This window comes from Acuticoccus mangrovi, from assembly GCF_016411865.1.
In the GTDB taxonomy this organism is placed as follows: Bacteria; Pseudomonadota; Alphaproteobacteria; order Rhizobiales; family Amorphaceae; genus Acuticoccus; species Acuticoccus mangrovi.
In genome coordinates, this window is the sequence record NZ_JAEKJA010000011.1 from 219,963 (window position 1) to 244,239 (window position 24,277).

A 24,277-nucleotide genomic window follows, 5' to 3' on the forward strand; every position below is an offset into this window, starting at 1 on the left:
CGCTCGGCGCCGCGCTCAGCGGAACATCAGCACCGGCACCTTGCAGGAGCGCACCATCTCGCTGGTGGTCGAGCCGATGATCAGCGAGCGGATTCGGCTGTGGCCGTAGGCGCCCATCACCAACAGATCGATGCCTTCGCGCTCCACGTAGGCCGAGATGCGCTCCTCCGGCTGGCCGGCCTCGATGCCGGAGATCACCGGCGCGCCGCTCGCCGACAGCATCGCCACGGCCCCCTCGATGTTGCGCCGGTTCTCCACCGTGTCGGGTCCCACGGTGAGGATGTGGGCTTCGAGGCCGGTGAAGAACGGGCTGCGCGAGGCCATGTCGACCGCCCGCATCGAGGAGTTGCCGCCGTCGAAGGCGATCAGATATTTGCGCGGCTCGCGGAACGCCCGGTTGGCGACGAGCACGGGCTTCTTGCACACGCGCACCACGCGCTCGAGGTTCGAGCCGAGGTGGAGCTTGGCAAAGTCCGCCGCCTCGCCGCGCTTGCCGATGATGACGAGCCGCGCGTCCGGTTCGAGCTCCTGCACCGTCTCCACGAGGTCGCCGTTCCTGAGGCGCTCCGTCACGGTGACGCCCGTCGCCGCCAGCCGCTCGTGCGCGGCGTCGAGGATCGCCCGGCCGCGCTTCTGGGCGAGCTTGGCGCGCTGGCCGTCGAGCTCGGCGAGCTCTTCCAGGAGCTGGGTGCGCGCGCCGAGGCCGATGGAGCCGGACAGGTCGGCCGACACCACTCCCACCTCGCGACGACCGAGGACGTGGACGAGCTCCACGGCCACCCCGACCCGTTGTGCGGCCCAGGCGGCATGGTCGCACACGCTTTCCGAATAAACCGACCCGTCGATCAGCGCGATGATGCGACTCATACTGCTCTCCTCAGTGGCCTGCCGTCAGCTGGTCCATCGCGCCCGGCTTGTCGTGAATTGCCAATTTGTCGACGATGGTCTCGCTCGCTTCGTTCATGCCGATCACCCTCACTTCGGCGCCTTCGCGCCGGAACTTCAGCACGACGGCGTCGAGCGCACCGACGCTCGATATATCCCAGATGTGCGCCTTGCTGACATCAATGTCGACATGTTCCAGCGCTTCCTTGAAGTCGAAGGCGCTGGTGAAGGCGTCGGCGCTCGCGAAGAAGAGCTGGCCCTCGACATGGTAGGTGCGACGCCGACCGTCGTCCGACAGCTCGGAGCGCACGCTGAAGATCTGGGCGATCTTGCCGGCGAAGAAAATGCCGGAAAGCAGCACCCCAACGAGCACGCCGATGGCGAGATTGTGGGTCGCCACCACGACGATCACCGTGGTGACCATCACCACCGAGGACGAGCGCGGGTGGTGCCGGAGCGCCTTGATCGACGACCAGGAGAAGGTGCCGACCGAGACCATGATCATGATCGCCACCAGCGCCGCCATCGGAATGCGACCGACGATGTCGCCGAGGAGCACCACCAGGATGAGGAGGAAGATGCCCGCGGCGAAGCAGGAGAGGCGCCCCCGCCCACCCGACTTCACGTTGATCATCGACTGGCCGATCATCGCGCAGCCGGCCATGCCGCCGATGAAGCCGGTGCCGATGTTGGCGAGCCCCTGGCCGATGCACTCGCGGTTCTTGTTCGACGGCGTGTCGGTGAGATCGTCGACCAGCTGCGCCGTCATCAGCGACTCCAGAAGCCCGACGACGGCGATCGCCGCCGCATAGGGCAGGATGATCTGCAAAGTCTCGAGGGTCAGCGGGATGTCGGGGAGCATGAAGGCGGGGAACGCGTCGGGAAGCTCGCCCATGTCGGCGACGGTGCGCAGGTCTAGCCCGAGCCCCATGGTGATCGCACTCAGGACCACGATGCAGACGAGCGGCGACGGGATCACCTTGGTGAGGCGCGGGAAGAGGTAGATGATCGCGAGCCCCAAGGCGACCATCGGGTAGGTGAGCCAGGGCACTCCCGTCAGCTCCGGCAGCTGCGCTAGGAAGATGAGGATCGCGAGGGCGTTGACGAAGCCCGTCATCACCGAGCGCGAGACGAAGCGCATCAGCCGGCCGAGCCGCAGCACGCCGGCGCCGATCTGGAAGACGCCGGCGAGCACGGTGGTGGCGAGGAGATATTGCAGCCCGTGGTCGCGCACGAGCGTGACCATCAGCACGGCGGTCGCCGCGGTGGCGGCCGAGATCATGCCCGGCCGTCCGCCCACGATGGCGGTGATGACGGCGATCGAAAAGGACGCGTAGAGGCCGACCTTGGGGTCGACGCCGGCGATGATCGAGAAGGCGATGGCCTCGGGGATCAGCGCCAGCGCGACGACGAGGCCGGACAGCAAGTCGGCACGGACGTTGCCGATCCATCGCTCTTTCAGAATGCGAAGGTCGAGGGTCAAGCGAAACTCCGGTGGGCGGCGGCCCCCTCACACGGCGGGGGGGCGGGATGAACGGCAGGACCGCCCGGCGTGCGGCAGGAGCGACCCGGAGGGCCGGTCCACGCGACGCGCGCGGGCGCGGGCGACGTCTTGAGTGGTGCAAACGCCGTTCCGCTTAACAGATCCTCGCCCGGCTCGCCGCCCCCGCGCCTGCATCGGAGCGTTGCCGCGACGCGAGCCGAAGAGGGTGTCGTCCAAATGCCGCGCCTTTCGATGCCGCGACCGGCGGTCCCGGGCCGCGACACGCACAGGTTTACCGGAGCGCCAGGGTTGGGGCAGTCTCGCGCGGGCCGGCCAGTTGGCGCGGCGATTGCGTTCTGCGACAGGCAACTCACGGAAAGAGACGGAATGGATCCCGCGCCGACCGCCGACCCCGCCCCGCCCGACGCCTTCGTCGACATCGACGACGTCTCGCTGGTCTACGGCCGCGGCACCTCACGCACCGTCGCCCTGCACCACGCCTCGATCGCCGTGCCGCGTGGCGGCTTCGCCGCCGTGGTCGGCCCGTCGGGCTGCGGCAAGTCCTCGCTGATGAAGCTCGTCACCGGGCTGATGCCGCCCACCCGCGGCACCATCCGGGTGGACGGGGCGACGGTAACCGGACCGCTCAAGATCGCCGGGATGGCCTTCCAGAACCCGACCCTCCTGCCCTGGCGCTCCACCCTCGACAACATCATGCTGCCGCTCGAGATCGTCGAGCCGCACGCCAGCCGCCTGCGCCGCAACCGGGCCGAGTACGTGGGGCGCGCCGAGGCGCTGCTCGCCTCCGTCGGCCTCGACGGCTTCGGCAACCGCAACCCCTGGCAGCTCTCCGGCGGCATGCAGCAGCGCGCCTCCCTCTGCCGCTCGCTGATCCACGAGCCCGACCTCCTGATGCTCGACGAGCCGTTCGCCGCGCTCGACGCCTTCACCCGCGAGGAGCTGTGGGGCGTCCTGCAGAAGGTGTGGATGGAGCGGCGCTTCACGGTGGTCCTCGTGACCCACGATCTGCGCGAGGCGGTCTATCTCGCCGACCGCATCTACGTGATGAGCGCCCGGCCCGGCCGCATCGTCGCCGCCCGCGACGTACCCTTCGCGCGCCCGCGCAGCCTGGAGGACACCTTCGCGCCCGAGTTCGTGGACATCGTGCACGAGCTCCGCGACCACATCAGCCGGGAGCGCGCCGCCGCATGAGCGACATGATCGACGACCTGCCGACCGAGGAGGAGACCCGCTCCCGCTTCGGCCGCGCCGCGCTCGAAAACGCCTCCCCGGTGATCATCGCCATCGTCACGCTGATCGTCTGGGAGATCGCCTGCCGCGTCTTCGACGTGCCCCGCTTCGTGCTGCCGACGCCGTCGATGATCTTCGCGAGCCTCGTGAAGTGGCACGCCGTCATCGCGACCCATGCGGCGCAGACCCTCTACACCACCCTCATCGGCTTCGCCTTCGCCGTGGTGGCGGGGCTCGTCATCGGCATCGCGGTGGGAACGTCGCGCCTCCTCTACAAGGCGCTCTATCCGATCCTCATCGCCTTCAACTCGGTGCCCAAGGTGGCGATCGTCCCGGTGCTCGTGATCTGGTTCGGCATCGGCACCATTCCGGCGGCGATCACCGCCTTCCTGCTCGCCTTCTTCCCGATCGTCGTAAACGTCGCGGCGGGTCTCGCCACCGTCGAGCCGGAGCTCGAAGACGTGCTGCGCTCGCTCGGCGCCTCCAAGCGCAAGATCCTGATGAAGGTGGGGCTGCCGCGCTCGATGCCCTATTTCTTCGCCTCGCTGAAGGTGGCGATCACCCTCGCCCTCGTCGGCTCCGTGATCTCGGAAACCATCGCCTCCAACGCCGGCATCGGCTACCTGATGCTCAACGCGAGCTCCCGCTTCGACGTGCCTTTGGTGTTCGCCGGCCTGTTCGTGGTGGCCGCACTCGGGGTCGCGATCTACGCGCTCTTCGCCACCGTCGAGACGCGTTTCACGGGCTGGGCGACGCGGGCGCAGACCGCCCGCCTCGAAGGCACCGGCGGGGGCTGACCCCCCCGCCGGCGTCCGACGCGCCTCACTTCGACGCGCCTCATGTCGGAAGCGCCTTATTTGGCGGCGGCGCGCTCCTTGGCGGCCTCGGGCACCTGCCGGTCCTGCCGCGACGGCAGGAAGCTCGGGTCATAGTAGTTTTCCATCTTCGGCTGCACATCGATGCCGAACGACTCGGCCACCTGCATCGCGGCCTCCTCGTAGCGCACCTTCTGCACCTCCGAGATGCCGAGATCGATCACGCTCGGCGTCAGGATCGAGAGTTCCTCGGCGAGCTCCCAGCGGGCCGCCTCCACCTTCTCGTCGATCAGCGGCTCACGCTCCTTGAGGAGCTTCAGGCCCTCTTCCGGGTCGGCCAGCATGTCGACGAGGCCCTTCACCGTGGCGGCGACGAAACCCTTCACCACCTCCGGGTTCTCCTTGGCGTAGTCGGCGCGCACGATGATGCCCGACGAATAGGGCTTCAGCCCGTACTGGGCGAGGGTGAAGTAGGTGATGTCGTCGCGGTCGACGCCCGCCTGCACCATGTTGAGCACGGTGGTGGTGGCGAAGCCGAAGGTGGCGTCGGCCTGGCCCTGCAGCACCATCGCGTCCCGCAGGCTCGGTTCCACGAAGAGATATTCGATCCCCTCCGGGTCGAGGCCGTTGAGCTGGGCGAACACCGGCCAGACGAGCACGGTCGCGGCGTTCTGCGTCGCCGAGATCTTCTTGCCCATGAGGTCTTGCGGGGTGGTGACGCCGTTCTTCTGGACGGAGATCACGCCGGTGGGCGACTCGTCGTTGATGATCAGCACCGAGATCACCTGATCGTCCGGGTTCTCGGTGTTGAACTTCAGCAGGCTGGTGCCTTCGGCGAAGCCGAAGTCGTAGGCCTTGGCGGCGACCTTGGCGATCGTGTCGCCCGAGCCGAAGCCTCGGTCGATGGTGACGTCGAGACCCTCGTCGGCGTAGTAGCCCTTGTCGAGAGCGATCAGAAACGGCCCGTGCATGGCCTGCCAGGCCCAGTCGAGCACGAAGTTCACCTTGGTCTTGTCCTGTGCCTGGGCGCCCATCGCCGAGGCGAGGACCAGGGCGGCGGTGAGCCCCGCGCGGAAGATGCGTGTGGTCACGAGGGTGTCTCCTTGGTATCGGGTCGCCGAACACGATGCCGGGCGACGGTCGCACGACGATGCAAAAAGGGGACCAGCGGCCCCCTTGCCGATATGCTGCCACAGCCTCCACGCTATGCAAGCCTTCTCATTGAGCCCGCCGGGGCTCCGTGGGGGGCGATCTTTCCGCCGCCGCAGGGCACGGCTGATCTTGACGGGATCGGCGGCAAGGTGGGAGCACCTGCCGTCGCACGGCTTCTGGAGACGCACCGCATGAGCAACTTGTCGATCGTCGTCCTCGACGGGGGCACGCTGTCGGACGAGATCGAGTTTCGACCGCCCGACGTTCCCCACACCATGACGGTCTACGAGCGCACCGCCCCGGAGGAGGTGGCCGCGCGCATTCAGGACGCCGACATCGTCGTCCTGAACAAGGTCGCGATGGGACCGGACGAGATCGCCGCCGCCCCCAAGCTCAAGCTGATCGCCATCGCCGCCACCGGCCACGACAAGATCGACCAGGCCGCCTGCCGCGCCCATGGCGTGACCGTGTCGAACGTGCGCGAATATGCGGTCAACACGGTGCCCGAGCACACCTTCGCCCTGCTTCTCGCCCTGCGCCGCTCGATCGTGCCCTACCGCGCGTCGGTGATCGCCGGACGCTGGGAGGAGGCCGGCCAGTTCTGCTACTTTGACTACCCCATCGCCGACCTCTCCGGCGCGACGCTCGGAGTGATCGGCGACGGCTCGCTCGGCAAGCGCGTCGCCAAGCTCGGCGAGGCGTTCGGCATGCGCGTGCTGTTCAGCGCCTACAAGGGGGTCGACGGCATGGGGCCGCTCTACACCCCGTTCGACGAGGTGATGCGGGTCGCCGACGTCATCACCCTCCACTGCCCGCTGATGCCGGCGACCCGCAACCTGATCTCCGACCGCGAGTTCGCGCTGATGGAGCGGAAGCCGCTCATCATCAACACCGCCCGCGGCGGGCTCGTTGACGAGGAGGCGCTGGAGCGGGCGCTCGAAGCGGGCGCCATCGCCGGTGCCGGCTTCGACGTCGTCACCACCGAGCCGCCGGGCGAGAACCACGTGATGCGCCGCATCGCCGCCCGGGACGACGTGATCATCACCCCGCACGTCGCCTGGGCGAGCCGGGAAGCGGTGCAGGCCGTCGCCGACCAGGTGACCGACATGATCGAGAGCTACGTCCGCGGAACGCCGATCAACGTCGTGTGCTAGTGCCAGGCCGAGCGTCCGGGCGGCGCCTCACATCGCTTCCTTGATGCCGCGGCGGATGAGCCACCAGTTCACCGGATAGGCGGTGACAAAGCCGCAGAGCATGGCGATCTGCATCATGAACCAGAACTCCGGCGTCGGCACCGCGAGCTCGGCGCCGAGGAGACGCCCGAAGATCCAGAAATGGGCGATGGCCATGAAGCCGTACATGCCGATCTGCCATGCGGTGAGCGACAGCGCGTCGGCCTTCACCGCCGCGACGATGCCGTCCTTCACCAACAGGCCGCGCATCGGCGCGATGGTGAAATATTGGAAGGCGATGCCGATGAGGAAGGCGACGACGTAGTCGAGCACCCATACGGCGAACATCTTGTCGGCGAAGATCGTGTGCCAGCCGAAGGCGACCGCGACGCCCGGGACGAGGAAGGCGAGCCACTCGGCGAAGATGTCGCCGAGCGTGCAGCCGCTGCCGCAATGGGTGACGCCCTTGCCGACCTTGACCGCGAACGGCGTCTCGGAAGCCTCGGAAGGCGCGCCGTGCCCCGCCGGCTCAGGCGTCGTGGCGCCCTTCGCGGCGCCCCGGCCGTAGGCGAGGTAGCCCGCGAGCGCGAGCACGCCGCCGAAGAGAGCGGTCGCCGGCCAGACGACGTTCATGATCCACATGTGCTGCGGTCGGCCGGTTTCGTCGACCGCGATCCACACCGCGCAGCCGACGCTCACGGCGAGCGAGAGGATCGCGAGGACGTGCAGCCAGGAAGGTATCATTGTCGATGGATCACCGTCGTCGGAAGTGTCGATCATGCCGGGGCGCAACGGCGCGCCGGAGGGCCGACGCGCGCCGTCGCCCTATCTGGCCAACGCTATGAAGCGGCGGGTGTTCCGCCGATCGCCGGCCCGTGCCGCCGCTGAAGACCGCCGGCACGGGTAGCACGCAAGAGCGGCAGCGGGAGTGAGACGCGGCAGGCGGCCGAGCAAATTGGCGAGGGGTCATGCCTTGCCTCGAAGGGCTGTGTGGGGGAAGAAGGTTGCCCATCGAGCTGATCATCATGCACCTCATCCCCCTCAAGGCCTCGGCAGATCCGTGCCGTGGTCGCCCCGTCCTCGCCCCGGCCGGCTCCAGTACGGAGCGGGCCGATGGATAATATGACCCAGATCCTGGAGCTCGCCGTGGCGCTGCTCCTCGCCGGCGCCGTCACCGGCATCCTCGCCGGCGTCTTCGGCGTGGGTGGCGGTGCGATCACCGTGCCGGTGCTGTTCGAGGCGTTCACCTTCACCGGCGTCGCCGACGAGGTGCGCATGCCGCTCGCCGTCGGCACCTCGCTCGCCGTCATCATCCCCACCTCGATCCGCTCGGCGCGGGCGCACGCCCGGCGCGGCGCGGTCGATCGCGACGTTTTGAAGATCTGGGCGGTGCCGTTGATGGCGGGCGTCATCATCGGCGCGGGGGTGGCGCGCTACGCTCCGCCGCTGGTGTTCCAGATCGCCTTCATCATCGTCGCCGTGATCGTGTCGGTGAAGCTTCTCTTCGGCCGCCAGTCGTGGAAGATCTCCGACACCATGCCGGCCCGCCCCTTCGTGGCGGCCATGGGCAGCGTGGTCGGCCTCCTCTCGGCGCTGATGGGCGTCGGCGGCGGCTCGCTCTCCACCCTCATCCTCACCCTCTACGGGCGACCGATCCACACCGCCGTCGCCACCTCGGCGGGGGTGGGGGTGATCATCTCGATCCCCGGCGCCATCGGCTACGTCCTCGCCGGATGGGGGCAGCCGAACCTGCCGCCCGACGCGATCGGCTACGTGTCCCTCATCGGCTTCGCGCTGGTCGTGCCGGCGACGCTGATCACCGCCCCGATCGGCGCCGCGCTCGCCCACCAGCTGCCGCGGCGGGCGCTGGAGATCAGCTTCGGCCTGTTTCTGACGCTGGTGTCGATCCGCTTCATCGTGGCGGCTTTCTCCTGAGCGCCACGCCGCCGTCCCACCGCCGAAACGACGGAAGGCGCGAGCCCGGCCCGCGCCTTCTTCATGTCGCCGCCGTGGTAGCGCTCAGCTCGGCTTGCGGAACACGTGGATCGCGAAGGCGAGGTTGCCGGCGTCCGCCGCCTTCACCCAGTGGCGGAGGCCGGTGCTCATGGAGTCGATGTACTCGGCCGTGACGCCCTGGTTGCGCAGCTCGTCGGCACGCGCGGTCAGCTCCTCGAGCACCCGGGCGTAGTGGGTGCGCAGGTGGTGGGTCAGCACCTCCTGCTCCACCACGTCGAAGCCCGCGGCCATCGCCGCCTCGCGATAGAAGCGATGCGAGCGCGCTAAATGTCGGTGCGTCGCGACGGAGGGCGGCTCGCCCGACGGGGCGCGAGTACGCGCCGACGGGTCGGTATCCGAGGACCCTCGCAAGCGAAGCCTGTCGCACGCGCCGGAGCCTCACGCCCCGTCGTTCAGTGCGTCGAAGTCGCGGCCCATCGCGTCGATGTCGGCCACGATCCCGGTGAACAGCTCGAAGGCGAACGCCGCCTGGTGGATCGCCATGCCGCGCCCCGCGAGAGTGAGGCACCCCTTCGCCCGGGCGCAGCGCAGAAGCTCCGTCTCGAGCGGCAGATAGACGATGTCGGCGACCCACATGTCGGCGCGGATCAGCTCCGGCGCGATGGCGATGCCCGGCGACGCGGCCATCCCGACCGGGGTGGCGTTGACGAGCCCGTCGGCCTCCGCCGCCGCCGCGGCGACACTCTCGGCGACCGATACGCGCCCCGCCCCCGACGTTGCCGCCAGGCGGCCGGCGAGGTCGATCGCGCGGCCCGCGTCGACATCGTGAAGGCGCAGCGTCTCGACGCCGCTTCCAAGGAGCGCCGAGGCGACGGCCGCCCCCGCCCCTCCGGCGCCGAGCTGCAGCACGTTGCGGTGCGGTCGGCCGGCGATGTCGCGACGGAAGCTCGCCGCGAAGCCCGATCGATCGGTGTTGTGGCCGATCGCCCGCCCGTCCGCGAAGACGACGGTGTTGACCGCCCCGACCGCCTGCGCGTCGGCCGACAGCCGATCGAGGTGGGCCATGATCGCCTGCTTGAAGGGGTAGGTGACGTTGAGGCCCTGGAAGCCGAAGTGGCGGGCGAAGGCGACGAGGCTGCCGATGTCGGGCGGCGTCTCGCCCATCCGGTCGGTGTCGAGGAGCTTGTAGACGTAGGCGAGGCCGTGGCGCCGGCCTTCGGCCTCGTGCATGTGCGGCGTGCGCGAGCGCTGGATGCCGCGCCCCAAGAGCCCGACCAGCACCGAGCGCTGCCGGCACCCGCTGCCAGCGGCCGGCGCGCGTCCGGCCGCCTCCTCGTCGTCCAGAGCGCCCGCCATGCCGCCCCCGCCGCTCCCCCGCCGCTTCTGTGCCGGCCCGCGGGCCGGTCGTGCGTTGATAGCAGGCCGCCGCGATCGGCACACCCTGCGAGGGCGAGTGTCGGAGAGGTGGGAGGCGCGACCGGATCGCGCCCCGTTCGATCCCGGTCAGACCGGGATCGGGCAGCGCGGGCAGTCGACCTTCAGCGACTTCACGTGGCGGATGAACTCGGCGGCCCGCTCGATGGTCACGTCGAGCACCTTCCTGCCGATCTCGGCGGTGGCGGGCGCCGGGTTGGAGTAGGTCCCCTGCCCGCCGGTGCGCTCGCGGAACTCCTCCGCCGTCGCCTGAACGAAGGCGATGTTCTGGTCGAAGGGCGGATCCATCGGGAAGGTGGAGGCGAACGCGCCGAGCGGACGCTCGGGCAGCTCCACGATCTTCTCCTCGCGCACCAGCTCGGGGTGGGCGTGCATCATGAACGCCGTCTCCACCAGGCCGGCGTGATGGGAGGCATCGCGGGCGTTGCCGGCGGCGGCGCACACCTCGGCCCGGGCGATCAGATGCGTGTCGATGATCGCGGAGAAGACGCCGAGATTGAAGCGGATCTTGGTCATCGCGATCTGCAGCGGCGGCAGGTTGGCGACGCGGTTGCCGTTCACGAACACGATCTTGCGGAAGCCGTGCGAGATCAGGCTCTCGGCGACGTCCATCGCCACCTGCGTCAGCGTCTCGGGGCGCAGCGTGATGCCGCCGGGGTAGCCGAGATGATGCGGCGACCAGCCATAGTGAAGCGGCGGGGCGACGAGCACCCCCTCGCGCTTCGCGACCGCCTCCGACACGTCGCTCGCCCAGGCGGTGTCGACGAGGAGCGGCGTGTGCGGCCCATGTTGCTCGGTCGCCCCGATCGGGACGAGCGCCACGTCGTCGGTCTCCAGATAGGCGGCAATGTCAGGCCAGCGCAGCTCGTGAATGAAAACGCTGTCAGCCATCGATCATATCCTTTTGGTTGTGCCTCACCGGCAGAACTCAGCGGCTCCCGGCGAGCACGCTCGCCAACGTTTCCTTGGCCGGCAGCGTGTCGGTGACGAGGTCGCGCACCAGCGTCTTCGTCGGCAGCGGCTCCACCCGGTCGCCCTCGCGCGACAGGCGCGCGGTGCAGGCGTAGGTCACCTTGCCGTTCACCATCACCGAGCATTCCTTGCAGGCGTTGGCGTTGATGCAGCTGTAGCGCACCGCCAGCGTCGAATCGGCGTGGGCGTGGATCCACATCAGCGCGTCGAGGATCGACATCCCTTCGCTGTAGGGGATGTCGAACTCCTCGTCGTAGGTGTGCTCGGGGGTTCCGCGTTTGACGGAGAGCTTGGCCGTGGCGCTCATCAAGCGACCTCCTCAAGGGACGTGTCGGTGTGCACCACCGGCACCCAGTCGGCGACGATCTCGGTGCCCGACAGGCGGAGCACCTGGTTGCGGTCGAATTCGGGATCGGTGGCGGTGTAGTCGAGCCGCTGGTGGGCACCGCGGCTCTCGCGGCGGTTGAGCGCGGCGAGCGCGATGCACTCGGCCACCTCCACCGCGTTGCGCAGGTCGAACCAGTCCTCCACCGTGGTGTTGTGGGCGTGGCCGGGGCTGAGCGGCACGGTGGCGAGGTCGTTGGTGCGGATCTCGCGCAGGCGCTCCAGCGCCGCCGTCAGGGACGCCTCGTCGCGCATCAGCCCGACCTTCTCCCACATCATTTCCTGCACCTCGAACCACAGCTCGCCGATGGTGGCGGTCGGTCCGGTGCCGCCGGCTTCGGCGCGGGCGTCGATCTCGCCGATGAGCGCGAGTGCCGGAGCGGCGGCGGCCTCCTCCCACACGAGCGCGCGCCCGGCGGCCATCGCGGCGGCGAAGCGGCCGGCCCGCTCGCCGAACACGAAGGCCTCGGGGATGGCGTTGCCGGAGAGGCGGTTCGCCCCGTTCGCCCCACCCACCGCCTCGCCGGCGGCGTAGAGGCCGGGCACGTCCGTCGCCATCTCGCCGTCCACGCGGATGCCGCCCATGTGGTAGTGGGCGATCGGCGCCACCTCCACCGCATTCTGGGTGAGATCGATGCCGTTCTCGGCGAGGAGGTCGATCACCGGGCCGAAGGCGCGGCGCAGCTCCGCCTCGGGCACGTGGGTGAAGCTCAGATAGGCGCCGCCGGCGGGGGAGCCGCGGCCGGCCTCGTTCTCGCGCACGATGGCGTAGGCGGTCTCGTCACGGGTGGCGGTGTATTTGCCGCCGTCGGAGAAGCCGTAGTTCTCCAGGAACTCGTCCATGTTGCCGTTGAGAAGGCGACCGCCGAGCTTGTAGCGGAACGGGTCCCACATGATCGGATCCATGCCCACGAGGCGCGGGGCGAGGTGGCCGATGGGGAAGAATTGCGGGAACTCCATGTCGAGGAGGCTCGCCCCGGCGCGCAGCGCGATGGCGTAGGCGTCGCCGCCCATGTTGGCGGAGGCGGAGTTGCGGCGGAACAGCTTGGTGAGACCGCCGGCCGCCATCACCACGGCCTTGGCGGCGATGGTCACCACCTGTCCGTCGTCCACGTTGACCGCGACGGCGCCTATGGCACGGCCCTCGTGCACCACGATCTCACGCACCGAGAGGCCGCTCACGCGCCGCACGCCCTTGGTGCGGGACACCTTCACCCGCATGGTGCGGGCGACGGCGGGGCCGGTGTTCAGAAAGTCCACATAGACGCAGCGCGGCACCGAGTGACCCGGCGCCATCACGCCGTTGATCTTGCCGTCCTCGCGGCGGGCCCAGCCGACCTTCCAGGCGTCGAGCTCGCGAATGCGGTCGGGCGCCTCCTTGCACAGGATCTCCGACAGCTCCTCGTTGCAGAGCCCGCGGCCGGCCTTCAGCGTGTCGCGATGGTGCTTGAGCCAGCCGTCGTCGCCGTCCTGGTTGAGGGCGGCGGCCACCGTCATCTGCGCCATGATGGTGGCTCCGCCCCGGCCGACGATGCTCTTGTCGACGAGGAGCACGTCCGCCCCGGCGTTGGCCGCGGCGATGGCCGCGTACATGCCGGCGGCGCCGGCGCCGATCACCAGAACATCAGCATCTAAGTGCGGCATCGATCATACCTCGCGTGCACGAGTGGGCGGCTCGTGTGGAAACTGTAGGTCTCGAGTCGTGACATGTCAAAAGACTTCTAATGAAATGTTTCGACTTGCGGTAGGGTCCACCGATGTGTTCCGATCCGACGGTTGTTGCCGTTCCCCGGTTCGCGCAGATTGGCGCTGCGGACCGTGGCAGCGAATCGCGAGCGCCGAAAACGGAGCGGGCTGGGTGGACGAGATCGGACGCAAGAAGGGGCTGGGTGAGCAGGCGTTCGAGCGGCTGAAGCACGACATCGTCTGGTGCCATCTCTCGCCCGGCGCCGAGGTCAGCGAGGCGCACCTGTGCCAGCGCTACGGGCTCGGCAAGGCGCCCATCCGCCACGCCCTCTCCCGCCTGGTGGAGAACGGCTACGTCATGGCCATCCCGCGCCGCGGCCACGTCATCACCCCCATCACGCTGCAGTCGGTGAAGGACATCTTCGACATGCGCCTGCTGCTGGAGCCGGCCGCCGTGGAGCGGGCCTGCGGCCGGGTCGACGAGGCGCGGCTGCGCCAGCTCGACGCCGAGTGCGAGCAGAACTACGAGCCCGGCAACGTCGAGAGCGAGGCCCGCTTCATGGCCGCCAACCGGCGCTTCCACATGGAGATCGCCCGCGCCTCGGGCAATGCCCGCCTCGCCGCGTCGCTGGAGCAGATCATGGAGGAGATGATCCGCCCGCTGCACCTCGGCTTCGTCATCCGCGAGCGGCCGAGCGAGTTCAACTCCGAGCACAGCGCGCTGATCGACGCGGTGGTCGGCGGGGCGCCGGACGAGGCGCGCCGGATCACCGCCGAGCACATCGAGAGCGTGCGCGCGCTGGTGATCGACGGCATCCTCACCCGCACCTCGATCCTGAGCGCCAACATCGCGCCGGCCTGAGCGCGGGGTCAGTCTCGGAGGAACGCACCGCGGCATGGGTCTCGCCTAGCCGCTGTAGCCGATGTCGGACCAGATCCGGTCGCAGTAGTCGCGGAACTCCGGCATCTTGCGCACCTCGCGCAGGTCGCGCGGGCGCGGCAGATCGATGTGGTATTCGCTGCGGATGCGCCCGGGCGGCCCTTCCATCACGATGACGCGGTCGGACAGGCTGACCGCCTCCTCGATGTCGTGGGTGACGAACACCACCGACTTCTCGTGCCCGCTCCAGATGCGCAGGAGCTCGCGACCCATCGTCATCTTGGTCATCGCGTCGAGCGCACCGAAGGGCTCGTCCATGAGATAGAGCTCCGGCCCGTAGGCGAGGAGCCGGCCGAGGGCGGCACGCTGGCGCATGCCGCCCGAGATGTGGGCGGGCAGATAGTCGCCGAACTGCGACAGGCCGAGGAGCTGCAGCAGCTCCGCGATGCGCCCCTTCCGCTCCGCCGGCGGCGTGCCGTTTAACTCCAGCGCGATCGAGATGTTCTGCGAGACGGTCGCCCACGGCAACAGCGTGTCGCGCTGGAACATGAAGCCGACGCCCTTCGGCGGCCCGGTGATCTCCTCGCCGCCGACCACCACGCGCCCTTCCGACACGGGGGTGAGGCCGGACAGGAGGCGCAGCACGGTGGACTTACCGCACCCCGACGGGCCCACGATCGACAGGAACTCCCGCTCGGCGAGCGACAGATCGATGCGGTCGAGGACGCGCTTGGGGGCACCGGCGGGATCGGTGTAGATCTTCGATGCCTGCACCATCTTCGCCCGCACAGGGGCAGCCGGTGCCGGCGACGTCGCCGCTGCGGTCGCGTGATCCACCATGCGCGTCCTCCTTCGCTCGGTTACTGCAGCAGCGACGGGTCGAACGCCTCGTCGAGCGGCACGGGGCTCAGCGAGGTGTCCATCGTCGGCAACAGGTCGTTGATCGTGTCGAACGAGGCCTGTGAGACGATGCCGCCTTCCGGCATGCGCGTCGTCATGCTCTCGGCGATGGCCGCGACGAGCTCCGGCGAGAAGTTCGGGTACATCTCGGCGATGATCTCCTTGGCGAACTCCGGGTCGGCCTTGAGGTCGGCGATCGCCTTGCCGAGCGCGCCGGCGAGGGCCTTCGCGGTGTCCGGGTTCTCCTCGATCCAGGACTTCAGCACGATCCACGTGAAGGCCGGGTAGGACATCTCGCGGAAGTCTTCCACGATTTTGTAGGCGCCCGGCGTCTGCATCAGGTCGACGACGTCGTTGTTGATGAACATCGCGGCGTCGACCTGGTCGGTCTGCATCGCGGCGCGGCGGGACTGGCTGTTGCCGCCGGCGATGATGGTGAAGTCCATGTCGGGGTCGAGCCCGGCCTGGCCGATCATGTAGCGCAGCGTGTTGTCAGTGAGGCTGCCGGGCGAGGTGATCGCGATGCGCTTGCCCTTGAGGTCCTCGAGGCTCTCGTAGGGCGCGTCGCCGTCGGCGAGCAGGGCGTAGGAGTGGTGCTCGTCGAAACCGGCGAGAATCTGGGCCGGCATGCCGCGCGCGGAGAGGCGCAGCACGTGGTCGGCGGCGCACAGGCACGCCTCGATGCTGCCGCCCACGAGGGCCTGCACGGTGGCGCCGCCGCCCTTGAAGTTGAGCATCTCCACCTCGATGCCGGCATCGGCGAAGTAGCCCTTCTTGTCGGCGGCGTAGACCGGGGCGAGCGCCTCGCTGAAGGCGGCGACGCCCGCTTTGATCTTTGTCTGGCCGAGCGCCGGCGCGGCCGCAGCGGCGAGGACCAGTGTGGCGCAGGTAAACGTTCTAAGCGTTGCTGTGACCGACATGTGAGTTCCCTTGTTGCCGGGGTGGTTGGAGCGGGTGAAACGGGGTCAGCGGACGGGCATCGCCCACCGTTCCAGAATGTTGACGACCTGATTGAGAAGAACGGCGACGACCATCAGCGCCGCGAGGCCGGCGAAGAGGCCGGTGGTGTCGAGCCGGCCGCTGGCGTGCTCGATGTACCAGCCGAGCCCGCGATTGGCGCCGAGCAGCTCGCCGAGCACCGAGCCGATGAGGGCGAGGCCGACGCTGATGCGCGCCGCCGAGAACAGCCACGGCAGCATCGAGGGCAGCTGCAGCTTGCGGGCGATGTAGAGGCGCGAGGCGCGCATCGAGCGCATCATGTCGATCTGATCCTGATCGACCTCGCGCAGCCCCTGCATGGTGTTGAGGAGGAAGATGAAGACCACGAAGGAGAAGGCCATCATCACCTTCGACAACAGCCCGATGCCGAAATAGAGGATGAAGAGCGGCGCCAGCGCGATGCGCGGCAGGCTGTAGAGACCCATGATGTAGGGGTCCGCCGCCTCGGCGAGGCGCGGCAGCACGTGCAGCGCGAGCCCAACCACGACGCCCACCACCATGCCGAGCAGCAGCCCCAGCAGCGCCTGCCACACCGTGGCGCTCGCATGCCACACCAGCGCGCCGCTGACGGCGAGCTGCCAGAGCCGCTCGGCGACGAGCACCGGGCTCGAGATCCAGAAGGTGTTGATGACCGTGCCCGACAGGCCCTGCCAGATGAGCACCGCCGCCACGAACAGCGCGGTGCGATCCACCCAGAGGCGCACCCGGCGGCCGGTCTTCGAAGGGGTCTTGGTCGTCATGTGATCGATCCGTCGGCGATGGCGGAAGGGAGGCCGCTCACAGGGCGCCTCCCGGCGGGAGCACGACCTCGTCCCAGGGAACGTCGCGCTCGAGATGGCCCATGGTGCGCATGAAGCGGTTGAGGCTCGTGACGTCGTCGGGCGTGATCGCGGTGTCGTAGAAGGGCAGGTCGCGCGTCACGAGGGTGGCGATGAGCCCGGCCTCCTCTGCCGGAAACAGGCGGCGGCCGATGGCTTCGGCGCGCGCCGGATCCTCGCGCAGCAGCCGGTGCGCCCTGGCGATGGCACGCATCGTCGCCTCGCCGAGGCCCGGATGGCGGGACAGCCCCTCTTCGGACGCGGCGATGCTCGCGAAGGTGAGGCCGCGCGCCTCGGGAGGCCCGTCGCCGCGGCGTACGTCGAGGATCACGTCGCCGATCCCGTGCCGCACGGCGAGCTCGGCCGCCATGCCGTTGGCCCAGAAGCCGTCGATGAGGCCCGCCTCCAGCGCCTTCTGCGCCATCAGCCCGAAATTGGGGCCGACGCCCTCCATCTTGGGCACGGGGGCGATGGTGATGTCGTTCGCCTCGGCCGGCATGCCGGCGGCGGCGAGGAGCCCGCGCAACCCCATCTCCACCCACGGCGCCGCGCCGATCTTGAGCCCGCGCAGGGCGGCGAGATCGCCTCGCGCCGCCCCGAGGTCGCGGCGCAGCACGAGGAACCAGTACATGTGCCGCGACTGGGCGCAGAGGAGGCGCACTCCCTGCCAGCCGGGAAACACGCCGAGCGCCGCATGGGCGCTCGCGGCGACGAGATCCACCGCCCCCTCGCGCAGCGCCTGATAGGCCCGGTCGGGCGGGAAGATGACCTCGACGTCCATGTCGATCCCCTCCTCGCGGAAGGTGCCGAGCTCCACTGCGGCGAGCGCCGGGAAGTAGGAGTTGGAGATGAGGTCGGGGACCGCGATCTTCATCTAGCGCGTCTCCGGGGTTGCGCCGCCCGCCGGGGCGTTGAGCACGGCGAGGGCGGCGTCGACCATTCCCTGATAGCCGGTGCAGCGGCAGAGATTGCCGGCGAGGGCGTGGCGCACCTCCGCCTCGTCGACGGGCCGGCCGGACAGCTCGCGCTGTAACTCCAACAGCGTCATCAATACGCCCGGCGTGCAGTAGCCACACTGCAGGCCGTGATGCTCCGACAGCGCCGCCTGCAGCGGGTGGAGCGGCGCGCCGTCGGCGGCAAGGCCCTCCACCGTCTCCACCGAGCGGCCGCGCGCCTGCACCGCCAGCATCAGGCACGAGCGCACCGAGGCACCGTCGACGAGCACGGTGCAGGCACCGCACACCCCGTGCTCGCAGCCCACGTGCGTGCCGGTGAGGCCCAGCGTGTGGCGCAGGAAGTCGGCAAGATTGCGCCGCGGCTCCGCGACGCCGGTGCGGGGTTGGCCGTTCACCGTGAGCGAAATCTCGATGGTGTCAGCCACCCGTCGACCTCCGTGCCCGTTCGCCGGCGCGCCGCACGACCCGTTCGGTCAGCGTCGCCGCGAGATGCTGCTTGTCTTCGGCCGCCATCAGCCCGTCACCGTCGGCGGGCAGCGCGCGGGCCGTCTCGGCGAGCGCGGCGAGGGCCTCGCCCTCCGGCGCGGCGCCCACCATGGCGTCGACGGCGAGGCGGGCTGGCGCATGGGTGAGCCCACCGATCGCGACCGACAGGCGCGCCACCCTCCCCGCCGCGTCGAGCAGCACCAGCGCGGCGACGGAGACGATGGCGTAGCTGTCGCCGCGCCGCGTCACCTCGTCGAAGGCGGCGCCGTGGCCTTCCGGCCAGAGCGGCACCTCGACGGCCGTCAGCACCTCGTCGGGCTCGATCTCGGTGGTGAGGTAGTCGCTGCCGAAGTCGGCGACCGGCATGCGCCGCGCCCCGCGCAGGCTCTCGAGCACGACCTCGGCGTCGAGCGCGACGGCGGCGACCGGCAGCTCCGCCGTCGGGTCGAAATGGGCGATGCTGCCGCCCACCGTGCCGCGGTTGCGGATCTGCTGCACGCCCACGCGGCCGAGCGTCTCGACGAGGAGCGGGCAGACTCGCGCCACCGTCGCCGAGCGCTCCGCGGCACGCTGGCGGGTCATCGCGCCGATGACGAGACGGTCGCCGGCGACCTCGATCCCGTCGAGCCCGCCGACGGTGTTGAGGTCGACGAGGTTTTCCGGCGCCGCGAGGCGGAAGTTCATCATCGGCACCAGCGATTGGCCGCCGGCGATCATGCGGGCGTCGTCGAGCTCGGCGAGGAGGGCGAACAGCTCCTGCCGCGTCGTCGGCGCGTGGTAGGCGAAGTTCGCCGCCTTCATGCGGCGGCCCTCGCCTGGCGCGCCAGGCGGACGAGCCGGTCCGGCGTCATCGGCAGATCGCGGATGGCGACACCCAGCGGCCGCAACGCGTCCTCCACCGCCGAGGCCACCACCGCGGGCGCCGCGATGGTGCCGCTCTCGCCCGCCCCCTTCACGCCGAGCGGGTTGAGCGGGGTGGGCGATTCCATGTGATGGACCTCGACGCGCGGCACCACGTCCGCCGTCGCGAGGAGGTAGTCGGAATAGGTGCAGGTGAGCGGCTGGCCGGTGGCGTCGTAGCGCATCCACTCGTAGAGCGCGCTGCCGATGCCGTGCACCACGCCGCCGATGATCTGGCCGTCCACCATCCGCGGATTGATGAGGCGGCCGCAGTCGTGGACCACCACGTAGCGCGTCAGCCGCACCACACCGGTGAACGGGTCCACCTCCGCCTCGGCCACATGGGTGCCGTTGCAGTAGGTGATGGCGTCGGGCTGAAAGTCGGCCGCGGCGGAGAGGCCGGGCTCGGCGCCCTTCGGCAACGAGAAGCCGGGGCTGCCGGAGAGGGCGGCGGCGATGTCGGCGATGCTGCGCCCCACCTCCGGGGCGCCGCGCAGAGACACCCGCCCGTCGATGAGCTCCAGGTCCTCCGCGGCGACCTCCAGCCAGTCGGAGGCGACGGCGAGGATCTTGTCGCGCACCTTGCCGGCGGCGAGGTGCACGGCGCTGCCGGCCGTCACCGCCTGACGGCTGGCGAAGGCGCCGAGACCCAAGGGGCTCGCGTCGGTGTCGCCGGCGATCACCCGCACCTTCGCCGGGGCGATACCGAGGGCGGCGCCCGTCAGCTGGGCGAGCATCGTGACGGTGCCCTGCCCCTGCCCGCAGGCGCCGGTCGTGACCACCACCTCGCCGGACGGGCCGATGGTCACCGATGCGCTCTCGAACGGGCCGCGACCGGTGCCCTCCACGTAGTTGGCGAGGCCGATGCCGAGGAAGCGCCCCTCGCGGCGGGCGGCGGCCCGGCGTTCCGGAAAGCCGTTCCAGTCGGCGGCGGCGAGGGCGCGGCGCTGACACTCGGCATAGTCGCCGCTGTCGTAGGTCATCTCGCCGCCGTCCCGGGTCTTGAGGCCGGTGCGGAACGGCAGCCGCTCCGCGGCGATCAGGTTGCGTCGCCGCACCTCGTCGCGAGCAAGACCCAGCCGCTCGGCTATCAAGTCGAGGATCCGCTCCATGATGAAGGTGCCCTGCGGCCGGCCGGCGCCGCGCGTCGGCGTGGTCGGCACCTTGTTGGTGAGGCACAGGCTGATGTCGAGCGCATAGGCCGGCAGCACATAGGGGCCGAGGAGGTTGGTCGCGGAGTTGTAGGGCAGCGCGACGCCGTAGGGGGTATAGGCGCCGTGGTCGTGCACCAGGGTGCCGCGCAGCCCGCGCAGGCGTCCGTCGGCGTCGGCGGCCACCTCCATGGACCAGAACTGGTCGCGCTCCTGCACCGTCGCGATGAAACTCTCGTAGCGGTCCTCCGCCCACTTCACCGGCAGTCCAGTGAGCTTCGCCGCCGCCGCGATGGCGAGCTCCTCGGGATGGAACACGAACTTCGGCCCGAAGCCGCCGCCCACGTCGGGTGGCACCACGCGCACCTGCCGCTCCGTCAGCCCCAAGGTGGTGACGAGCAGACGCTTGGCGCGGTGCGGCATCTGGGTGCTGTTCCACACCGTCAGCCGCTCCTCCATCGGGTCCCAGCGGGCGACCACGCCGCGCGGCTCGATCGAGTTGCCGCCGCCCTTGTGGAGGTGGAAGCGCTCGGCGAAGCGCACCGGCGCATCGGCGAAGGCGGCGTCGATGTCGCCATAGGCGGCGCTGGTGCGGGCGACGAGATTGTCGGGGCAGTCGAGCCGGGCCTGGGGGGCGTCCGGAGCGAGGCCGTCGCGCGGATCGACCACCGCCGGCAGCGGGTCGATGTCGACCATGATCAGCTCGGCCGCGTCCTCGGCGACATGCCGACTCTCGGCGAGGATGAGGGCGATGGGCTCGCCCACGTGGCACACCTCGTCGCGGGCGAGCACGAAGGGATCGACGTCGAACTTGAGGGCACCCGAGGGCATCGCGACGGGAATCCGGTCCATCGTCAGGAGCGGGCGAAGATCCTCGTAGCGCAGCACGCGGTGAACGCCGGGGAGCGCTTCGGCTTCCGCGACATCGATGGATCGTATATGACCATGAGCCTCCGGACTGCGCAGGAAGGCGGCATGGAGCAGGCCCGGCAGGGTGATGTCGTCGAGAAAGCGGCCTTTGCCGCGCACGAGGGCGTCGTCCTCGAGCCGCGGCACGCTGATGCCGACGCCGGCGGGACGTTCGGCGAGCGTCATGCCCGGCCCCGTGGGAAGAGGCCGCGAACGACGGGACCGAATCGCGTCACCATCGAGGGCTCCTCGGAGCCCGGCGCGGATGGCAAGCGTTTCGATTTCAAGGCGTCCGCCTCCTTCGGCCTCGCAGATCGCGACCGGCCGCACATCCTCATTCGTCTAATGATATGCTGCGACGGCCTCTGTGACATGTCAAAGACAAGCCGATCGATGCCCACTATTTCCGCTCCAGGACCGGAAATTGCCGACTGATTGAGCGAATTCGCGTCGCATTGACGATGAAGTAGTCGCCGGCGCGCATGGAGTGCGCTCCAATATCCGGCGCGGCGTCGGCCCGGATCAGACCGACGAGCCCCTCGGGCGCCCCGACGCGACGATTTAGGCGCCCCACACCTCGCGGTAGACGCGCAGCAGGTTGAGGCCGAGAATCTTGCGCGTGTCGGCCTCGCCGTAGCCCCGGCGCAGCAGGCCGGCGGTGAGCGCCGGCAGCGTCCGCGGCGTCTCGATGCCCTCCGGATAGTAGTGCGGCGGCGGCGGATAGACGTCGCGGTCCCACGCCCCGGCGACCACGAGACGCTCGTAGGAGGCGAGGGCCGCCTTGTCGTCGGATACCGGGTGCTGGCCCCAATAATAGTCGAGGCCGAGCGAGACGTGGTCGATCCCCGCGACGGCGACCAGGTGGTCGATGTGGTCGATGAAGGCGTCGAGCGTCGGCCGCGCGGCGGCCGAGATGAAGCCCGGGAACCCCACCGCGCCCACCACGCCGCCCGTCGCCGCCGCGGCGCGGATCTGCTCGTCGTCGATGTTGCGCACCGAGGGGTACACCGCCTTGGGGTTGGCGTGGGAGAAGATCACCGGCTGGGTGGACAGGGCCATCGCCTCGAGCCCGGTGCGGCGGCCGGTGTGCGAGCAGTCGATGATCACCCGGTGGGCGTTGCAGCGGGCGACGAAGGCGCGGCCGAACGTGGAGAGGCCCGCGTCTTCCGGCTCCTGCGCCCCGTCGCCGATGCGGTTGCGCACGTTGTAGGCGAGCTGCATCACGCCCACCCCGAGCCGCTTGAAGAAGGCCACCATGTTGAGGTCGCCGCCGATCGGATCGGTGCCCTGGAAGTGAAAGATCAGGCCGAGCTTGCCCTCCGCCTTCGCCCGCTCGATGTCCGCCGCGGTGGTGACGTGCACGAGGTCGTCGCGCATCGCGATGCGGTCGAGCCAGGCCGCGATCAGGGCGATCGCCTCGTGCGTCGGCCGCCAGCCGCCGACGGTGGGGGCGAACGCCGTCACCCCGCCCTCGCGGTACCACTCGGCATAGTCCATGTCGCCCATCGGCAGCGGGCAGGCCGCGTCGATGACGATGGCGTCACGATGGAGATCGGCGGCGTTCATGCGGGGACTCCTTCGGCGGCGACACGCTCGGCAAAATGGCAGCGCACCATCGCGCCGCCCACCGCGCGCAGCGTCGGCGGATCGACGCGGCAGCGCGCCTCCACCATCGGGCAGCGCGGGGCGAAGGCGCAGCCGGCCGCGTCGGCGAAGGCGTCCGCCGCCGTGGCGCCGAGCTGCGGGCGGGGCAGTCCCCGGCTCGGGTCCGGCGCCAGCGTCGAGGAGAGCAGCGCCCGGCTATAGGGGTGGCGCGGCGTGTCGAACAGCGCGTCGATGGCGGCGATCTCCACAGCCTCGCCGAGATACATCACCACCACGCGGTCGGCGAGGTGCTCCACCACCGCGAGATTGTGGCTCACGAACACCATCGTGAGCCCCATCTCCCGCCGCAGCCGCATCAGAAGGTTCAGCACCTGCGCCTGCACCGACACGTCGAGCGCGGAGGTCGGTTCGTCGCAGATGAGGATCCGCGGCTCCAGGATCAGCGCCCGCGCGATGGCGACGCGCTGGCGCTGGCCGCCGGAGAGCTCGCCCGGATAGGCGTCGGCAAGGCGTGGCGGCAGCCCCACCTGCTCGAGCATCGCATCGACCTTGGCGCCGCGGTCGCCGGCGATGCCGTGCACCTTGAGCGGCTGCTCCACCAGGGCCCGGATGGTGCGGGTGGGGTTGAGCGAGGCGTAGGGGTCCTGAAACACCGGCTGGACCGTTCGCACCAGCTCGCGGCGGGGGATCTCGGCGAGCGAGCGGCCGTCGATGGAGATCGTGCCGGCGTCGGGCCTCAGGAGGCCGAGGATCATCTTGACGACCGTCGACTTGCCGCATCCGGACTCGCCGACGAGGCCCAGCGTCTCCCCGCGTGCCACCTCAAGCGACAGGTCGCGCACGGCGTAGAGCGTCCGCGCCTTGCCGAAGAGGCCGCCGGACACGCGGAACCGGCGGGAGACGCCCTGCAGCGCGACGGCGCTCACGCCGCCAGCTCCTCGGCGAGCGGGGCGACGCACTCGACCATGCGCTCGGCGGCGCGGTGGCGGGGAACCGGGTCCTCGGCGCAGGCGGGCCGCATCTCGGGGCAGCGGTCGCGGAAGGCGCACCCGGCGATGCCGCCGATGAGGCTCGGCACCCGCCCCGGAATGGCGGCGAGCTCGGAGCCGCGCGGCGTCACCCCGGGCACCGGGATCGCGCCGATGAGGCCGCGCGTGTAGGGGTGGCCGGGCCGGCGGAAGATCGCCGCCGCGGGACCGTCCTCCACCACGCGGCCGGCGTACATCACGGCAATGCGGTCGGCGATTGCCGCGACCACGCCGAGATCGTGGGTGATCAGCATCAAGGCGAGGCCGAGATCCTCCTGCAATTCGCCGAGAAGGGCGAGGATCTGCGCCTGGATGGTCACGTCGAGCGCCGTCGTCGGCTCGTCGGCGATGAGGAGGCGCGGCCGCCCCATCAGCGCCATCGCGATCATGATGCGCTGGCGCTGACCGCCGGAGAACTCGTGCGGATACTGGCCGAGCCGGTCGGCGGCGCGCGG

At 70.0% G+C, this 24,277-nt stretch carries 24 protein-coding genes; 5 read left to right on the top strand and 19 right to left on the bottom strand.

What is annotated here, in order from left to right; genetic code table 11:
- Positions 1 to 15: 15 nt before the first annotated feature.
- The gene (locus JCR33_RS14785; RefSeq protein ID WP_198882861.1) at positions 16 to 867 is read right to left on the bottom strand and encodes a universal stress protein; all 852 of its coding nucleotides are present in this window, start codon (positions 865 to 867) and stop codon (positions 16 to 18) included.
- 10 nt (positions 868 to 877) lie between these two features.
- Positions 878 to 2,350 (bottom strand): SulP family inorganic anion transporter, encoded by a 1,473-nt coding sequence (locus tag JCR33_RS14790; RefSeq protein WP_198882899.1) that lies wholly within the window; start codon positions 2,348 to 2,350, stop codon positions 878 to 880.
- Between the two features lie 405 nt (positions 2,351 to 2,755).
- On the opposite strand from JCR33_RS14790, the gene JCR33_RS14795 reads away from it, so the two are divergent.
- The gene (locus JCR33_RS14795) at positions 2,756 to 3,580 is read left to right on the top strand and encodes an ABC transporter ATP-binding protein (protein ID WP_198882862.1); all 825 of its coding nucleotides are present in this window, start codon (positions 2,756 to 2,758) and stop codon (positions 3,578 to 3,580) included.
- Positions 3,577 to 4,416, top strand: coding sequence for an ABC transporter permease (locus tag JCR33_RS14800; protein WP_232372577.1), 840 nt, complete (start codon positions 3,577 to 3,579; stop codon positions 4,414 to 4,416). Before JCR33_RS14795 ends, JCR33_RS14800 begins: the two co-directional genes overlap by 4 nt.
- Positions 4,417 to 4,472: 56 nt before the next feature.
- Here the strand turns inward: JCR33_RS14800 and JCR33_RS14805 are convergent, their stop codons facing one another.
- Entirely contained in the window at positions 4,473 to 5,525 is a 1,053-nt protein-coding gene (locus JCR33_RS14805; protein WP_198882863.1) for an ABC transporter substrate-binding protein, read from the bottom strand.
- Between the two features lie 252 nt (positions 5,526 to 5,777).
- Here JCR33_RS14805 and JCR33_RS14810 point away from each other — a divergent pair, with 252 nt between their 5' ends.
- Entirely contained in the window at positions 5,778 to 6,740 is a 963-nt protein-coding gene (locus JCR33_RS14810) for a D-2-hydroxyacid dehydrogenase (RefSeq protein ID WP_198882864.1), read from the top strand.
- A gap of 27 nt (positions 6,741 to 6,767) precedes the next feature.
- Here JCR33_RS14810 and JCR33_RS14815 read toward each other — a convergent pair whose 3' ends face one another.
- Positions 6,768 to 7,502 (bottom strand): DUF4396 domain-containing protein, encoded by a 735-nt coding sequence (locus JCR33_RS14815; RefSeq protein WP_198882865.1) that lies wholly within the window; start codon positions 7,500 to 7,502, stop codon positions 6,768 to 6,770.
- 369 nt (positions 7,503 to 7,871) lie between these two features.
- Here JCR33_RS14815 and JCR33_RS14820 point away from each other — a divergent pair, with 369 nt between their 5' ends.
- Positions 7,872 to 8,693 carry a sulfite exporter TauE/SafE family protein gene (locus JCR33_RS14820; RefSeq protein ID WP_198882866.1) on the top strand — a complete coding sequence of 274 codons (822 nt, stop codon included), beginning with the start codon at positions 7,872 to 7,874 and terminating at the stop codon, positions 8,691 to 8,693.
- An 84-nt stretch (positions 8,694 to 8,777) separates the two neighbouring features.
- Here the strand turns inward: JCR33_RS14820 and JCR33_RS14825 are convergent, their stop codons facing one another.
- The 5 genes from JCR33_RS14825 to JCR33_RS14845 all read right to left on the bottom strand — a co-directional run bounded on the left by JCR33_RS14825 (position 8,778) and on the right by JCR33_RS14845 (position 13,148).
- A complete protein-coding gene (locus tag JCR33_RS14825) occupies positions 8,778 to 9,005 on the bottom strand; it encodes a hypothetical protein (protein WP_198882867.1) in 228 nt (75 codons plus the stop codon).
- 147 nt (positions 9,006 to 9,152) lie between these two features.
- Positions 9,153 to 10,070: a shikimate dehydrogenase gene (locus JCR33_RS14830; protein ID WP_198882868.1), complete on the bottom strand. Its 918-nt coding sequence runs from the start codon at positions 10,068 to 10,070 to the stop codon at positions 9,153 to 9,155.
- 147 nt (positions 10,071 to 10,217) lie between these two features.
- The gene (locus JCR33_RS14835; RefSeq protein ID WP_198882869.1) at positions 10,218 to 11,039 is read right to left on the bottom strand and encodes a creatininase family protein; all 822 of its coding nucleotides are present in this window, start codon (positions 11,037 to 11,039) and stop codon (positions 10,218 to 10,220) included.
- 37 nt (positions 11,040 to 11,076) lie between these two features.
- Positions 11,077 to 11,427, bottom strand: coding sequence for a 2Fe-2S iron-sulfur cluster-binding protein (locus JCR33_RS14840; protein ID WP_198882870.1), 351 nt, complete (start codon positions 11,425 to 11,427; stop codon positions 11,077 to 11,079).
- Positions 11,427 to 13,148: an FAD-dependent oxidoreductase gene (locus JCR33_RS14845; protein WP_198882871.1), complete on the bottom strand. Its 1,722-nt coding sequence runs from the start codon at positions 13,146 to 13,148 to the stop codon at positions 11,427 to 11,429. The genes JCR33_RS14840 and JCR33_RS14845 overlap by 1 nt, the downstream gene beginning before the upstream one ends.
- Positions 13,149 to 13,362: 214 nt before the next feature.
- On the opposite strand from JCR33_RS14845, the gene JCR33_RS14850 reads away from it, so the two are divergent.
- Positions 13,363 to 14,052 carry a GntR family transcriptional regulator gene (locus JCR33_RS14850; RefSeq protein WP_198882872.1) on the top strand — a complete coding sequence of 230 codons (690 nt, stop codon included), beginning with the start codon at positions 13,363 to 13,365 and terminating at the stop codon, positions 14,050 to 14,052.
- A 45-nt stretch (positions 14,053 to 14,097) separates the two neighbouring features.
- Here JCR33_RS14850 and JCR33_RS14855 read toward each other — a convergent pair whose 3' ends face one another.
- From JCR33_RS14855 to JCR33_RS14900, 10 genes are all read right to left on the bottom strand, one after another.
- The gene (locus JCR33_RS14855; protein ID WP_198882873.1) at positions 14,098 to 14,910 is read right to left on the bottom strand and encodes an ABC transporter ATP-binding protein; all 813 of its coding nucleotides are present in this window, start codon (positions 14,908 to 14,910) and stop codon (positions 14,098 to 14,100) included.
- Positions 14,911 to 14,930: 20 nt separating this feature from the next.
- A complete protein-coding gene (locus JCR33_RS14860; protein WP_198882874.1) occupies positions 14,931 to 15,890 on the bottom strand; it encodes an ABC transporter substrate-binding protein in 960 nt (319 codons plus the stop codon).
- 45 nt (positions 15,891 to 15,935) lie between these two features.
- Positions 15,936 to 16,709, bottom strand: coding sequence for an ABC transporter permease (locus JCR33_RS14865; protein WP_198882875.1), 774 nt, complete (start codon positions 16,707 to 16,709; stop codon positions 15,936 to 15,938).
- A 37-nt stretch (positions 16,710 to 16,746) separates the two neighbouring features.
- Complete coding sequence (locus JCR33_RS14870; protein WP_198882876.1) at positions 16,747 to 17,661, bottom strand: ABC transporter substrate-binding protein; 915 nt, start codon at positions 17,659 to 17,661, stop codon at positions 16,747 to 16,749.
- Entirely contained in the window at positions 17,662 to 18,168 is a 507-nt protein-coding gene (locus JCR33_RS14875) for a (2Fe-2S)-binding protein (RefSeq protein WP_198882877.1), read from the bottom strand.
- Positions 18,161 to 19,030, bottom strand: a complete 870-nt coding sequence (locus tag JCR33_RS14880) for an FAD binding domain-containing protein (RefSeq protein WP_198882878.1) — start codon at positions 19,028 to 19,030, stop codon at positions 18,161 to 18,163. Before JCR33_RS14880 ends, JCR33_RS14875 begins: the two co-directional genes overlap by 8 nt.
- Positions 19,027 to 21,375 (bottom strand): xanthine dehydrogenase family protein molybdopterin-binding subunit, encoded by a 2,349-nt coding sequence (locus JCR33_RS14885; protein ID WP_198882879.1) that lies wholly within the window; start codon positions 21,373 to 21,375, stop codon positions 19,027 to 19,029. The genes JCR33_RS14880 and JCR33_RS14885 overlap by 4 nt, the downstream gene beginning before the upstream one ends.
- Before the next feature lie 375 nt (positions 21,376 to 21,750).
- Positions 21,751 to 22,755: a dipeptidase gene (locus JCR33_RS14890; protein ID WP_198882880.1), complete on the bottom strand. Its 1,005-nt coding sequence runs from the start codon at positions 22,753 to 22,755 to the stop codon at positions 21,751 to 21,753.
- Positions 22,752 to 23,720, bottom strand: coding sequence for an oligopeptide/dipeptide ABC transporter ATP-binding protein (locus JCR33_RS14895; protein ID WP_198882881.1), 969 nt, complete (start codon positions 23,718 to 23,720; stop codon positions 22,752 to 22,754). Before JCR33_RS14895 ends, JCR33_RS14890 begins: the two co-directional genes overlap by 4 nt.
- Positions 23,717 to 24,277 (bottom strand): ABC transporter ATP-binding protein (locus JCR33_RS14900; protein ID WP_198882882.1); only part of this gene is annotated, 561 nt, incomplete at its 5' end. The genes JCR33_RS14900 and JCR33_RS14895, both read right to left, overlap by 4 nt.